General features: G+C 54.9%; 11 protein-coding genes. 6 read left to right on the top strand and 5 right to left on the bottom strand.

What is annotated here, in order from left to right; genetic code table 11:
- Positions 1-59 precede the first annotated feature (59 nt).
- Entirely contained in the window at positions 60-767 is a 708-nt protein-coding gene (locus tag ACXADJ_RS07350) for a response regulator (protein WP_475064326.1), read from the bottom strand.
- Positions 768-862: 95 nt separating this feature from the next.
- Entirely contained in the window at positions 863-2,476 is a 1,614-nt protein-coding gene (locus tag ACXADJ_RS07345) for an ATP-binding protein (protein ID WP_475064325.1), read from the bottom strand.
- A 188-nt stretch (positions 2,477-2,664) separates the two neighbouring features.
- Here ACXADJ_RS07345 and ACXADJ_RS07340 point away from each other — a divergent pair, with 188 nt between their 5' ends.
- The 4 genes from ACXADJ_RS07340 (at position 2,665) to ACXADJ_RS07325 (ending at position 6,879) form a co-directional block, all read left to right on the top strand.
- Positions 2,665-3,642, top strand: coding sequence for a tripartite tricarboxylate transporter substrate binding protein (locus ACXADJ_RS07340; RefSeq protein ID WP_475068153.1), 978 nt, complete (start codon positions 2,665-2,667; stop codon positions 3,640-3,642).
- Between the two features lie 207 nt (positions 3,643-3,849).
- Positions 3,850-4,323, top strand: a complete 474-nt coding sequence (locus ACXADJ_RS07335; protein ID WP_475064324.1) for a tripartite tricarboxylate transporter TctB family protein — start codon at positions 3,850-3,852, stop codon at positions 4,321-4,323.
- 4 nt (positions 4,324-4,327) lie between these two features.
- Positions 4,328-5,887: a tripartite tricarboxylate transporter permease gene (locus ACXADJ_RS07330; RefSeq protein WP_475064323.1), complete on the top strand. Its 1,560-nt coding sequence runs from the start codon at positions 4,328-4,330 to the stop codon at positions 5,885-5,887.
- A 287-nt stretch (positions 5,888-6,174) separates the two neighbouring features.
- Positions 6,175-6,879, top strand: coding sequence for a hypothetical protein (locus ACXADJ_RS07325; protein ID WP_475064322.1), 705 nt, complete (start codon positions 6,175-6,177; stop codon positions 6,877-6,879).
- Between the two features lie 527 nt (positions 6,880-7,406).
- Here the strand turns inward: ACXADJ_RS07325 and ACXADJ_RS07320 are convergent.
- Positions 7,407-8,990 (bottom strand): MATE family efflux transporter, encoded by a 1,584-nt coding sequence (locus ACXADJ_RS07320; RefSeq protein ID WP_475064321.1) that lies wholly within the window; start codon positions 8,988-8,990, stop codon positions 7,407-7,409.
- 228 nt (positions 8,991-9,218) lie between these two features.
- Between ACXADJ_RS07320 and rluF the strand changes: the two genes are divergently transcribed.
- The gene (gene rluF, locus ACXADJ_RS07315; RefSeq protein WP_475064320.1) at positions 9,219-10,310 is read left to right on the top strand and encodes a 23S rRNA pseudouridine(2604) synthase RluF; all 1,092 of its coding nucleotides are present in this window, start codon (positions 9,219-9,221) and stop codon (positions 10,308-10,310) included.
- Between the two features lie 164 nt (positions 10,311-10,474).
- Here rluF and dbpA read toward each other — a convergent pair whose 3' ends face one another.
- Positions 10,475-12,148 carry an ATP-dependent RNA helicase DbpA gene (dbpA, locus tag ACXADJ_RS07310; RefSeq protein ID WP_475064319.1) on the bottom strand — a complete coding sequence of 558 codons (1,674 nt, stop codon included), beginning with the start codon at positions 12,146-12,148 and terminating at the stop codon, positions 10,475-10,477.
- Positions 12,145-13,299 carry a tRNA (uridine(54)-C5)-methyltransferase TrmA gene (gene trmA / locus ACXADJ_RS07305; protein ID WP_475064318.1) on the bottom strand — a complete coding sequence of 385 codons (1,155 nt, stop codon included), beginning with the start codon at positions 13,297-13,299 and terminating at the stop codon, positions 12,145-12,147. The genes dbpA and trmA overlap by 4 nt, the downstream gene beginning before the upstream one ends.
- A gap of 477 nt (positions 13,300-13,776) precedes the next feature.
- On the opposite strand from trmA, the gene ACXADJ_RS07300 reads away from it, so the two are divergent.
- On the top strand, positions 13,777-14,682 hold the full coding sequence (locus ACXADJ_RS07300) for an acyl-CoA thioesterase (RefSeq protein WP_475064317.1): 906 nt from the start codon (positions 13,777-13,779) through the stop codon (positions 14,680-14,682).

Below are 14,682 nucleotides of genomic sequence, written 5' to 3'. Positions count from 1 at the left end.
TGCGCTGCTGGTTTTGTGGGAGCGAATTGATTCGCGAATAAATTCGCTCCTACGCAGTTCTAGGCTTGCTGCAACGCGACCACCTTGTAGCGGCGTTCGGGGCGGCCGACGGTGCCGTATTGAATTTCGGCGGTCATCTCACCGGTGGACACCAGGTATTCCAGGTAGCGGCGGGCGGTGGCGCGGCTGGCGCCCATGGCTTGTGCGGTTTCTTCGGCGCTGATGTCGTTGGGATGATCGGCCAGTGTTTTCCGGATTTTATCGAGGGTCAGGCCGTCGATGCCTTTGGGCAACCTGTTGTTGTTTGCTGTGCCAGTGTTGTTGGCATTGCTTGAGCGGGGCATCAGACTGTCGACATCTTGCTGTGCCAGCGACTGCATGCTGTTCAGACGTTCGCGGTGCTTCTTATAGTTCTCCAGCGTTTCTTTCAAACGGTCGAACACCAGTGGCTTGAGGATGTAGTCGAACACGCCGAACAACATGGCTTCTTTCAGGGTGCTGACTTCCTTGGCGGCGGTAATCAGAATAACGTCGACGGCGTTACCTTCGGCGCGAATGCTTTTCAGCAGGTCGAGGCCTGTGCCAGTGGGGAATTGCACGTCCAGTAGCAACAGGTCCGGTTGCAGCACTTCGGCCAGGTCGCGAGCTTCTTCGAGGCCGTGGGCCAATCCAACCAGTTCAAACCCTTCTACGCGTTCAATAAAGCGTTTCTGGATTTCCGCGATTTGAGGGTCGTCTTCTGCAATGATGACTCGAATCTGGCTCATGGTTGTATCCGTGTTGCTGATGTTTTTGTTGTTGTGCGTCGTATTTTTTGCGTAGTTACTTGGTGTCGTGCTGGGTGTCGTTGCCGTTTACAGCTTCAGTGTGGCAGCTGTTTGGGGATGTAAACAATAAAGTGACTGCCCATACCGCTTTCGGATTCCACTGCAATCAGGCCACCCAGGCTATCGAGCAAGGTTTTCACCAAATGTAAGCCGATGCCGTGACCTTCGGCATTCTTGTGGCTGACGCCACGCTCAAAAATCTTGTCTTGTTCTTCAGGTGCCACACCCGGCCCCTGGTCAGCGACGTCGAACATCAGCTGGTCGCCAAAATCCGTCATCATTAATTCCACCTTACCGCCATGGCCGTGATGCCTGAGTGTGGCTTCCAGCGCGTTGTCGATCAGGTTGCCAACGATGCTGACCAGATGTTCGCGCGGCAGGCTGGCTGGAATCTCCGACATACTGCTGTCGGGGTCGATGATCAGGTCCAGTCCCATTTCCCGGGCACGGTTGTATTTACCCAGTAGGCAGCCCGCCAGAATCGGGTCGGGTACGGCGTTGCGCAACAGGGTAATCAGCGCCTGATGGCTGCGGGATTCCTGGCCGATCAATGCCAGCGCCTGTTCGTAAGAGCCAATCTGGATCAGCCCGGCAATGGTATGCAGCTTGTTGGAATACTCATGTGACTGGGCTCGCAAGGTGTCGGCATGCTGCTGAATACGGGTCAGTTTTCGGCTGACTTCGGCCAGTTCGTCTTTACGGCGGAAGCTGGATACCACACCGGTAACCCGGTCGCCCTGGCGCAGCGGAATGCGGTTGGCAACAATATTGAGTCCCGGACGCCACACTTCCTGATCGAACTGTGGTTCGCCGGTTTGTAGCACCTCGATCATGGCGGTATCCGGCAGCACTTCCAGTACTGCTTTGCCGACCGGATTTTCACCTGCTGGCAGGCCAAGGGTTTCCAGCGCAGTGTGGTTCACTGTGGTGATTTTGCCTTCGTCATTGATGGCAATAATGCCTTCGCGGACGGATTCCAGAATCGCCCGTTGTTCGTCGACAATACGGGCAACTTCCTCGGGTTCGAGGCCAAAAATGGCTTTCTTGAAATGACCCGCAAACCATATGCCGATGAGCACACTCAAGCCTAGTGACATGGCAATGACCAGCAGTAGCGTCATGCGGTACTGGTCGATGATTTCTTCCACTCGGGTGAGCCGGTAGCCAACCGATACCAGGCCGATGATTTCATCATTCTGACTGGAAAATATGGGGGCCTTGGCGCGCATAGACCAGCCCAGATTGCCTTCCGCCAGCGACAGATAACCAACGCCATCCTTGAGTGCGGGCAGGTTGTAGTCGCCTTCGTCATCCCACATGGGTTTGCCAAGGCGTTCCGGATTCGGGTGGGCGAGGCGAATGCCATTGTGGTCGCCAATCACGATAAAACGCGCCTGGCTGCGGTCGGCCAGCGTCAGGCTCAATGGCTGCAATTTGGTGGTGTTTCGCTGTTTAACAGCGGTGATGATTTCCGGCATGGCCGCCACTGTACGTGCCACGTCCAGCGCCCGCTGGCCGATTTGTTCTTCCAGTGACGTTTGCAGGTAGTGCACGGCAAAGGCACCGATAAAGCCGGTTTGCACCAGTGCAATCAGTCCCAGTACCAGCATCATGCGGCTTTTCAGTTTCAGGCGGTTCAGCAGTTTCATGGTTTTTATTCTCGGATGCTTTCCGAATGGTAGTGACTTCGCCGATCAAAGGCCCGTAAACAATATGAACTTAATTGCCTTTATTTTCTTTAAGTGAACTTATCTGCAGAAACTGTTTTCAGCGCTGGGCGCTGGGTACCTTGAATGGGTCACGACAATAAATATTAAAAATATCGGGTGATTTTATGATGACCTTTACAACGTCCCGCAAGGTTCTTTTGCGTTCTGTTCTGGCTGCCTCTCTGGCTGCTTCTTCTGTTTCTGCGATGGCGCTTGAATCCATTCACTTCCTGGTACCTGGTGGTGCCGGTGGCGGTTGGGATACCACAGCTCGCGGTACTGGTGATGCGCTGAAAAAGTCTGGCTTGGTCGACGAGGTTTCTTTCGAAAACCTGTCTGGCGGCGGCGGCGGCAAGGCGATTGCCCACCTGATTGAAACTGCAGCGCAGAAGCAAGACACCCTGATGGTGAACTCCACGCCGATCGTGATTCGTTCCCTGACCGGTATTTTCCCGCAGTCTTTCCGCGACCTCACGCCGGTTGCAGCCACCATTGGTGACTTCGGTGCCTTCGTTGTACGCAAGGACTCCCCATACCAGTCGTTTTCTGACATTGCGGCTGACTTCAACAAGAACCCACGTTCCGTGAAAGTGTCCGGCGGTTCTGCTCGCGGCAGCATGGACCATCTGGTTGCTGCGATGGCGTTTAAAGCGGCTGGTGGTGAGGCCCGCGGTCTGCGTTACGTAGCCTACGACGCTGGTGGTAAGGCGATGGCTGGTCTGTTGTCTGGTGAATCCGACGTGCTGTCTACCGGTTTCAGTGAAGCACTGGCGCTGGCGGAAGCAGGGGAAGTTCGCATTCTGGCAATGACCGGTGCCGAGCGTAACGACGCAGCTCCGGAAGTACCAACTCTGAAAGAGCTGGGCATCGACGCTGAATTCGTTAACTGGCGTGGTTTCTTCGGTGCGCCGGGCCTGTCTGATGAGCAGGTCGCCGAGTTCACCGATACCCTCGAAAAAATGTACGACACCGACGAGTGGGAAACCATTCGTGCCCGCAACGGCTGGACCGAACTGTTCAAGCCGGACGCCGAATTTGTCAGCTTCCTTGAGAATCAGGAGCAGGTGATCGGTGACCTGATGCGTGAGCTGGGTTTTTTGCGTTAACAGCAAGTTTTCGGGTGATGGCCACCCGTGCAGGAAATCACAGCGTTGGCAATTTTAATGGTCGGCCTTAAGCCCGCCGGTTGTTGAGTTGTCGTGCCCCACTTGTGGCGACGTTCTCCCTGCAAGCAAGACCGCTGTGATTTCCTTTTTTTATTCCCCTTGTAAAAACGGCCCGGCAACGGGCCAACCAACCTGTGAGGTAAATCCATGACACTTACCAAAGATCATATCGGCGGTCTGGTGTTTCTGTTGCTGTCGGTGGCTTATGGCTATTACGGCCAGCAGATTCCACTGTTGCCTGGCGATGAATGGGAACCGTTCCATGCTCGCACCTTGCCTGACGCGCTCGCTGCGCTGGGTGTTGTGCTGTCGCTGGCGATGTTGGTGACCGCCGAACGTAAGCCAGAAGGCAAGCTGGTGCTCGCAGGTTACGACTTCGGTCTGGTCGCCAAATTGCTGGGTGCGGTGCTGGTGTTTGCGCTGGCGCTGGAATGGCTCGGCTTTTTGTTGGCAACCATCGTGTTTTTGGTGAGTGGATTCTGGCTGCTGGGTGAACGTCGTATCAAAACCCTGCTGCTTGGCTCTGTGCCGTTCGCATTTTTCGTTTGGTTTTCCCTGTCGCAGCTGCTGGATATCTATCTGGCGCCGGGAAAACTGTTTGCATCCGTGATGGGAGGTTAATGCCATGCTGGATGGAATTTTCACGGGTCTGACCACCGCGGTCATGCCGTTCAACCTGATGATGGTAGTGGTAGGTTGTTTCGCCGGAACCTTCATTGGCATGTTACCTGGCCTCGGTCCTATTTCTGCCGTGGCCCTGATGATCCCGATCACCTACGGCCTGGACCCTTCGTCCGGCATCATCTTGATGGCCGGTGTGTATTACGGTGCGGTATTTGGTGGCTCAACGTCGTCCATTCTGATCAACGCGCCGGGTTGTGCTTCTACCGTGGTAACCACCTTTGACGGCTACCCGCTGGCACAACAGCGCCAGGCTGGTAAGGCGCTGGCGCTGGCAGCTTATTCGTCCTTTACGGGCGGTACCATTGGCGCAATTATTCTGCTGTTTGCTGCACCGGCGCTGGCCAGTGTGTCGCTGAGTTTCCAGTCGGCGGACTACTTCGCCCTGATGGTGTTGGGTTTGACCGCTGTAGCCGCATTTGCTGGCAAGGGTCAGGTGATCAAGGCGCTGTTGATGACTGTATTTGGTTTGATGATCGCGACTGTGGGTACGGATGTGATGTCGGGCGCGCCACGCTTCACTTTTGGCACGGTAGACCTGATTGACGGTGTGAGCTTCCTGCTACTGGCAATGGCAACCTTCGCTCTGGCCGAAGTGGTCATGACGGTGCTGAAAGGCGAGCATCGCCATGAAGAACAGCAAGCCGACATGAGTGAGCTGGGTTCGATGAAACTGAGTAAGGAAGAAGTGAAAGAAGTGGCGCCGGTTATTGGCCGCTCTTCGGTGTTCGGCTTCCTGATCGGTGTATTGCCGGGCGCTGGTGCCACCATTGCGTCTTTCCTGGCTTATGGCATGGAACGCAACCTGGCGTCTGCGAAAGAGAAACTGAAGTTCGGCAAAGGCTCGCTGCGCGGTCTGGCTGCGCCGGAATCTGCTAACAACGCGGCTTCCACGGGTTCTTTCGTACCGCTGCTGACGCTGGGTATTCCGGGTTCCGGTACCACCGCGATCATGCTGGGTGCTCTGATTGCCTACGGTATTCAGCCAGGCCCGCGCCTGTTCGTTGATAACCCGGACGTGTTCTGGTCGGTGATCATCTCCATGTACTTCGGCAACCTGGTGCTGCTGATTCTGAACCTGCCGCTGATTCCATACATTTCGCGTCTGTTGGTGATCCCGAGCCAGATCCTGATTCCGGTGATCCTGTTCTTCTCTGTGACAGGTGTGTATCTGGTGAGCTTCAACACCTTCGACATCACCATGATGGTGCTGATCACTGTAATCGCCATCTTCCTGAAACTACTGCAGTTCCCGATGGCGCCGATGCTGCTGGGTTACATCCTTGGTGGTCTTTTGGAGAACAACCTGTCACGAGCGCTGATGCTCTCTGACGGCAGCTTCGCCTTCTTGTGGGAGCGCCCGCTGACACTGTCAATCATGGTGATTGCAGTACTGATGCTGGTGGTACCGCAGTTGATGGAACTGCGCAATAGCATGAAGCGAAAAGCCGGTGAGAAAACCACACCGGGCATGGAGTCTGCTGCCACAGAGGGCGAGGGCTGATCGCTGACTCGGTAAAAAGGTAACAAACCGTCGGGCGGTGTGCAGGCTACCCTGTCGGTTTCGAACGACCAACACTGCAATTGCAAAACCTGACGATTTAAACCCAACCACGTTTGACCGTTATGCCTGCCGCTCATGAATCCGGGCAGGGCAGGGGCTTATGCGCCTGATGAAAAGGATTCCACCAACGGCAGACGTTGTAAAACGCTGGCCGTCGGGACTCTTTGAACCGTTCGTGACGGTTCGGGGGTTCCAAAGCCAAAACAACAATAAAAAAGGTACTGATCATGAAAACAACTACCATCAAAATGATGACTCACATGACCCTCGCTGCTGCACTGGCAATGGGTGCTTCTGCTGCCACAGCCGGATTTTCCGCGCAGGTAGAACAGGAGAATGTGACCGACGATCAAGGCAACCGCAACACCAAGTTTGAAACCCAACTGCGTTACCGCACCGGTGGTTTGGGTGTTCATTTTGAATACGAATATGACCCGGAAGTAGCCCCAGCCAGTGACAAAAAGCTGCTGGAATTCCAACAGGATTATCGTTGGAAGACCGAAGAAGGCTACTTCAATATGTTCACCAACGAGATGTACCACAACTATCAGTCTGGCCAGAACAGCGCCGAACTGACCTGGTTCTTCTACACCCCGGCCAACGAGCATGGCGTACGCTTCGGTTTCGACCTTGAAGTCGACTACCTCAGCAAAGACGAGTGGGGCCTGCACGAAATTGAAATTGAACCCACCGTTAAATGGGCTGCCGTGGCGGGCCCAGGCAAGTTGAACCTGGAACTGGAAGCACCAGTGACCCGCTTGTACAGCAAGACCAAAAACAACATGGAATTCGAAACTGTTGAATTTCAGGCGCTGTACGAAATTGACGTAGCGGAATCTTCTTACATCTGGATGGAAATGGTGCTGCCGTACGATATGGAAAGCAAATCCGTTGAATCCGAGCTCAACCTGACCTTGGGCACCAAATTCTGACTTGAACCGGGCGTCATACCCATAGTCAGCTCTCCCAGTCGCTACCCGCGACACACTTGGCTCCTCACGAGGGAGCCGGGGCCTTCGGGCCCCTTTTTTGTGTCTGGCGTTTGGGTGACTGTGCGTTCATCAAAACTTGTAGGAGCGGTGTTAACCGCGAAGGTGTTTGGCCAAGCGCACAGGTTCGGCAATGAATTGCCTCCTACAGGTCGATGATTTATCCGTTTGGGTGGCTGTGCGTTCATCAATACTTGTAGGAGTGGTTTTAACCGCGAAGATGTTTGGCTGTGCGTAGTGGCCAGGTGCACAGGTTCGGCAATGAATTGCCTCCTACAGGTCGATGATTTATCCGTTTGGGTGGCTGTGCGTTCATCAAAACTTGTAGGAGCGGTTTTAACCGCGAAGATGTTTGGCTGTGCGTAGCGGTCAGGCGCAGAGGTTAGGCAATGAATTGCCTTCTACGGGTCGACGATTTATTCGTCGGCGGTTGGGTGGCTGTGCGTTCATCAAAACTTTTAGGAGCGGTTTTAACCGCGAAGATGTTTGGCCAGGCGCACAGGTTCGGCAATGAATTGCCTCCTACAGGTCGATGATTTGTCCGTTGGGCTGTTCATGTCTGAACCCTGGTCGTCGCACAACAGCGCCTGTGCGGGATCTGCATTGGCTGGAGACTCAACAAGACGCGCTGTTCTTTCTTCCATTCTTTCTTTCTCTGAATCCTCAGCCGTACGTGTTTGCTTGTCAGTCAGTGTTGGTTTGGCCTTGCGCCAGTTACCCCACACAAAATACACCGTCGCCAACAGCAGGGTAGCGATAAACGCGGCGGGAAAACTCCACCAGATCGCATCTGTGCCAATGATGGGTTTGAGCAGATAAATGCTGCCGAGGCGCACCGGAAACAGCGCCACTGCCAGAATGATCATTGGCCACATCACCTGACCGGCGGCCCTCACCGTGCCAAACAGCACCTGAGTCATGCCAAAGGCGATAAAGCTCCAGGTCGCGATGGTGAAAATATGCGTAGCAATGTCCATGGCCTCGCCGCTGCCGGTCAGGAATATTCCCAGTGCCCACCGGTCCAGCCACGACAGCAGCACCACCAGACCGCCAGTCAGCAAAATGTTATAACCAAGTCCAACGCGGGTGATCTGCTTGACGCGGTCGAGCTTGCCTGCGCCGATATTCTGGGCTGCCATCGCAGATACCGCACCGGCCAACGCCATGGCAGGCATTTGCACATAGGTCCAGATCTGTTGGGTTGCGCCATAAGCGGCGATGGTATTTACCCCTTCGGAGTTAATGATGCGCAGCAAGGTCAATGCAGCCATGGTGACAATGATCATCTGCAAACCCATCGGCACGCCTTTTTGCACCATGGTATTCAGAATGGTGAGGTCGGGCCGCAGCCAGCGCAGTTCCTCACCGCGCAGGCGCAGCGGCAAATCCTGGTAATAGATAAATCCGAGCATGGCGAACAGACTGATGTAGTTTGCCAGTGCCAATGCCAGTGCGGAGCCACCAATACCAAATTCCGGCACAGGGCCAAGGCCAAGCACAAAAATCGGGTTCAAGGCGGCTGCCAGCAAGACGGCCAAAAACATAAACTTCAGTGGGGTGTTGGCATCGCCGGAGCCACGCAGGGCCATCATCAGAATGGTTTGCAGCAAAATGGCAGGCAGGCCGATAAACGTTACCTTCAGATAATCCCGTGCCAATTCCATGATTTCTGGTGCTGTACCTAACAGCTGTAAGAGATAGGGTGCTGTGAAGTAGCCTGTAACCGCCAGTACTATTAGTAGCGGTATAAAACTGCCCACCGCTGTTCCGACAATACGCCGCGCCTGTGGCAGTTGACTCGCTCCAATCGACTGACCGATCAGAATGGTTGCTGCCATACCAAAGCCAAACACAAAACTGGTCAGTATAAACATCACCAGATTGCCATTGGTGGTGGCTGCCAGTGCCGATTCTCCAAGCAAATTACCCACCCAGGCGCTATCGATAGAGCCACCCGCTGACTGCAACATTGAACTTCCCAGCGTTGGTATCGCAAACAGCAACAGCTGCTTTGGAATAGAGCCGGAAGTCAAAGTCTGGTCGTGGTTGGGCATAACAGATGGGCGTCCTTTTGCGTGGTCTTTTGGCATTTCTGCATGGATGGTCCTAAAGGTTGAGCCTCAAGCTGATTGAAGGTTCAAGTGAATTGTTACCTGCTGCTGGTCGTCCGGCTCCGATTCCCAGGAGTCAGGAGCGTGTCTATGCTATGATTCCCGCTTTGCAAAACTCCTGCATCTTTGTCGTTGATGTTGTCAGGCGAAGTGTATTTTTAAAGGCTATCTATGGATTTCAATACGTCGACGCGTATTAACAAGTACATCAGTGAAAGTGGTCTGTGCTCTCGTCGGGATGCTGATCGCTACATTGAACAAGGCAATGTTTATCTTAATGGCAAGCGCGCAGGCACCGGCGATCGGGTGCTGCCCGGTGACTTGGTGAAGGTCAACGGTCAAATTATTGAGCCAAGAGATGCCGAAGATCTGATTTTTATCGCCCTCAACAAGCCAGTAGGTATTGTCAGTACCACGGAATCCAGCGAACCAGCCAATATCGTCGAGTTTGTGAAGCACGGCGCGCGTATTTTTCCGATCGGCCGTCTGGATAAAGATTCCCAAGGGCTGATTTTCCTGACAAATAACGGCGATCTGGTTAACAAGATTCTGCGAGCGGCCAATAACCACGAAAAAGAGTATTTGGTGACGGTGAACAAGCCGATTACCGATGCCTTTATCGAAGGCATGGGCAATGGGGTGCCGATTCTGGGTCAGATGACCAAGAAGTGTAAGGTCACCAAAGAATCGACCTTTGTGTTCAATATCACACTGGTGCAGGGTCTGAACCGTCAGATTCGCCGTATGGCCGAGCACTTCGGCTACGACGTCGTGAAGCTTGAACGCACTCGCATCATGAATGTGTCACTGAAAGGACTGGCGCTGGGTGATTGGCGTGACCTGACCCAGAAAGAGATTCAGACCATTGCCAAACTGACGGCAGATTCTGATTCCGATGCCGGAGCACCGAATTCTTCGCAGAAGCCAAAGTACAAGAAGCCAAAGGGTGCTTCGGGTAATTCTTCTTCGCCATCGGGACGTTTTGGTAAAGCCAAGTCTTCTGGTCGCTCAGGCAAACCGGGTACTGTGAAGCAGGGAAGTTCGTCTGGCAAGCCGTATCAGGGCAAGAATTCCGGTGGTTCAGGCAAACCGGGAGCCGGTGGTAAGTCAGGTGCTGGCAAAGCGGGTGGTGGTAAAGCAGGCTTCGGCGGAAAGCCGTCAGGCAATGGCCGTGGTAAGCCAACGGGCGGAAAAGGCGGTCGTTCATCTGGCCCATCATCCAACCGACCGGGCAAGGCCGGTGGTAAAGGCCGCACGCGTTAAGGTGAGTTGATTATTTCGTGGTAGACGGTGCGCAGTGCGCACCCTACTTGGCTTTGTAAGTTGGGCCCGCCCAACGGTATGGACGGGTTCGGCAATGAATTGCCTCCTAAAAAATCATTAGCACCCGCACGTAGGGTGCGCAACGCGCACCGAGAACGGGGTGATCAGGCCTTGCGGGCGCGAATCGGTTTGCCTTTGATGCGGCCGTCTTTTATGTGCGCCATAGCGGCGCGGAAGGCGGTGCGTTTTACCGCCACATAGCTCACCATATCCAATACGGCAATTTTGCCGACGTCTGATCCGGCAATGCCTTTCTCGCCAGTTAATGCGCCCAGAACGTCGCCCGGACGGATTTTCTGCTTGCGGCCGGCGCTGATGCAGATGGTCACCCATTCGGTTTCAAACGCTTCCGGGGCTTCGGTGGTCAGCTCTTCCAGTGCCATGCACGGGATTTCACGCTGCTGCTGTTCTTCCAGTGCGCGACGCTTGTGGTCTTCGGCGTCGGTCAGGATGCTGATCGCCATGCCTTCCTTGCCGGCACGACCGGTACGACCGATGCGGTGGGTATACACCTCGTTGTCGCGTGGCAGTTCGACGTTGATGACTGCTGGCAGGTCGTCGACGTCGAGACCGCGGGCGGCAACATCGGTAGCTACCAAAAAGTGCATCGCCCCTTGTTTGAACACGTTCAACACCAGGTCGCGGTCGCGCTGTTCCATATCGCCATGCAGGGCACGCGCTTCAAAACCGAGTTTATAGAGATAGTCAGCAACGTCTTCAGTGGACTGGCGGGTGTGACAGAAGATCACCGCTTGCTGGAAGTCGAACTGGGCGATCACCCGTTCAAGGGCTTCCAGGCGTTGGTGCTTGTCGCACAACACAAAGCGCTGGTCGATGCTGTTGCTGGTGTGTACCGCTTCTACCTTGATGAATTCCGGTTGCTGCTGATAACGGCTGCTGAGGTGCTTGATGTTGTCCGGGAAGGTGGCCGAGAACAGCAGGGTCTGGCGGTTCTCCGGCGTGCAGCCAATGATGAATTCGATGTCGTCGGCAAAGCCCATGTCTAACATGCGATCGGCTTCGTCCAAAACGAGGGTCTCAACGGATTCCAGATCCAGCGTGCCTTTACGCAGGTGGTCGCGAATACGACCCGGCGTACCGACCACCACGTGAGCGCCGTGCTCCAGTGAGCCAATTTGTGGGCCAATGGCAACACCACCGCTCAATACCACAATCTTGATATTGGCTTGATATTTGGCCAGCTTGCGCAGTTCGTCGGCGACCTGGGTTGCCAGTTCACGGGTAGGGCAAAGCACCAGTGATTGGGTGCCAAAGAAGCGTGGCTTGAGTTTGTGCAGCAGCGGAATGCCGAAGCTGGCGGTTTTACCTGAGCCGGTTTTCGCTTGCGCGACCAGATCCTTGCCTGCCAGTGCCAGCGGCAGCGCCAGCTCCTGAATCTGGGTCAGTTGGGTGTAGCCCAGCTGGCTCAGATTGTCGACGGCTTCGCCCGGCAGGTCCAGCTTGGAGAACTGGTTGTCTTCACGGGCAACCTGTTTCACTTCGTTGTATTTCGGGAACGGCTGCTCGGTCGATTTGCCCGCGCCACCGGCTTTGCCCTGGCTTGCAGGCTTGCGTCCACCGAAACGACGGTTCTGGGCTGCCTGGCCAGCAAGACGAGGACCACGCGGCGCATCGTCTTCGTACGGGCTACGGTTGCCAGTGTTTCGACCGCCAGAACTGCGGCCGCCGGAACGGTTGTCTGATCCACCACGTTTGTTATTGCGGCCCTTGTTGTCTCCAGCCCCTTTTTTAGGCTTGTCGCCCCACGGATTCGTCATGCTGTCACCTTGCGGCGCAGGAATACGCCCGTTTCAATGTGGTGGGTGTACGGGAACTGGTCGAACAGCGCCAGTCGTACAATATCGTGAGTCTCGGTCAGTACCTGCAGGTTGTTGTGCAGGGTGTCCGGGTTGCACGAGATATAAATGATGTTGTCGTAGCCTTGCACCTGCTTGACCGACTCGTCGTCCAGACCAGCGCGCGGCGGGTCGACCAGCACAGTACGGAAATCGTAGCTGTTCAGGTCGATGTCCTTCAGCCGAGTGAAGCTGGCTTCACCGCGCAGCGCCTGTACAAATTCCTCACTGGAGAGTCGGGCGATGATCAGGTTGTCGACCTTGTTGTCGGCAATATTTACCTGGGCGGCGTTGACCGAGGTTTTGGAAATTTCTGTCGCCATTACGCGGTCGAACTTATTGGCCATGGCGACCGAGAAGTTGCCGTTGCCGCAGTAGAGTTCCAGCAAGTCGCCGCGTTCGGAGCGTTCACCCAGGTCGTCGGCGCAGGCGCGGGCCCAGCTCAGCATCTGCTGGTTCATTTCGCCATTTGGCTGAGTGAAGCCGCCTTCAATCTGGCGGTAGCTGTATTGCTCGCCGTCGACGTTCAGTACTTCAGTGACGTAGTCGCGTTGCAGTACCACTTTCTGTTTGCGGGATCGGCCAATGATCGCCACTTCCGAGCCCATGGCGTTGGTCAGCTGCTTGCTCAGAGTGCGAGCGGCCACTTCCCATTCTTCGTCCAGCTTTTTGTGGTAGATCATGGTGATCAGGGCGTCGCCAGACAAGGTGGTCAGAAACTCAACCTGGAACATTTTGCGGCGCAACAATTCAACCGCAGGATTGTCCTTGTTATGCAGTTCGTCGAGCAGCTGTTTCATCAAGGTGTTGATGAGCTGGGAGGCAATCGGGAAATCCAGTACTTCCAGCGGCTTCTTACGATCTTCCGGATCGAACATGGCGTAGAAGCAGCGGTCGCCGGAGTGCCACAGGCGGAACTCGGCCCGCAACCGGAAGTGAGTAGGGGCGCTGCCAAACGCTTGCAGCGCTGGTGGGCTAAACTCACTCATCAGGTCTGTGAGGTATTGACACTTTTGTTCCAGAAGTTCGGGATAGTGTTCTGGTTCAACACCATGTTGGTACAGATCTGACATAAAAGCGGGTAAGCTCGTGTGAAATAGTGAATGGCAAGAGGTCACAGCTTAGCGCATGTGGCTTCGGGGCAAAAATCGGGTGGCGAATTATACGGTGCTGGGACAGTTCCTCAAGTAAGTTTGGTTGCCCAAACCCTGTGACCTCACAGAAGAAAAATAACAACAAGGGGACATCTATTTAATCCTGCACGGCTCTGCGCGAGTGTTGCCGTTGTCACTGGCTCTCTACAACCCCGCGACGAACACAGCGAAATGACGAACCTGTCCGGTCGAGTCTTTTCAAGTTCGTCAACACAGCACTGGGCGGCGGCAACCCGCGCCCTGCGGGGGCTGCCGGATGATCTCGACTCTGTGTCGCCGACTTTTGACTTGACCCGTCAGGCCTGCAAGTCGGCTTCGTGATTCGAAACCATCCGGCAGCCCAGAGTGAGCACCTGATTACATAGATGTCCCCTACAGACAGGAGCAGTAAAGCAGATGAGTGAGGTACTCAACGAGCTGACCGGTTTATTGAACTTGAGCCCGCTGGGTGACAATCGTTTTCAGGGCGAATGTCGGGATTTGGGATTTCGGAGTTTGTTCGGAGGTCAGGTATTGGGGCAGTCGTTGTCTGCGGCGATGCAAACCCTGACCGACCTGGATGCCAATAGTACGGCTACAGCGGATACCCGCGAACACGGCTGGTGGCCGCATTCCCTTCATGCGTATTTCTTACAGCCGGGTAATACCCGCGATCCACTAACGTTCGAAGTGACCCGCACGCGTGACGGTCGCAGCTTTGCCAATCGACAGGTGCTGGTGTACCAGGATGGCAATGCAGTGATGTCGTTTATGTGTTCATTTCATCGCCATGAGCGCGGTTTTGAGCATCAGGACATCATGCCGCAAGCCAAGGGGCCGGAAGGGGTGGCGTCGCAGTTGGAGTTGGCGCGCCAGTGGCGAGATTGTTTTCCGGAGCGTTTGCAGCACATTTATACCGCCGACCAGCCGATTGAAATGCGGGTGGTCGATCCGGTAAATATTTTTCAGCCGGATGTCCGTGAACCCTCCAAACACGCCTGGATGAAAGCCGTTGCGCCGTTATCCGACGATACTCGCGTCCATGCCACGCTATTGGCCTATGCCAGCGATTTCAATTTGATCACGACGTCGTTGCAGCCTCATGGGGTGTCTGTGTATCAGCGCGAAATGCAGGTGGCGAGCCTGGATCACAGTATCTGGTTTCATCGCCCGTTCCGTATGGATGACTGGCTGCTATACAGCATCGATAGCCCGAATGCGTCCGGTGGTCGTGGATTTTGTCGAGGCCAGATTTTTAACCAGCATGGTTTGTTGGTGGCATCGGTGGCGCAGGAAGGCTTGATACGTCGGCGGGATCGATAA

The organism is Oceanobacter sp. ABM4_470 (assembly GCF_056158645.1).
This window is presented reverse-complemented; position numbering and strand designations above follow the sequence as displayed.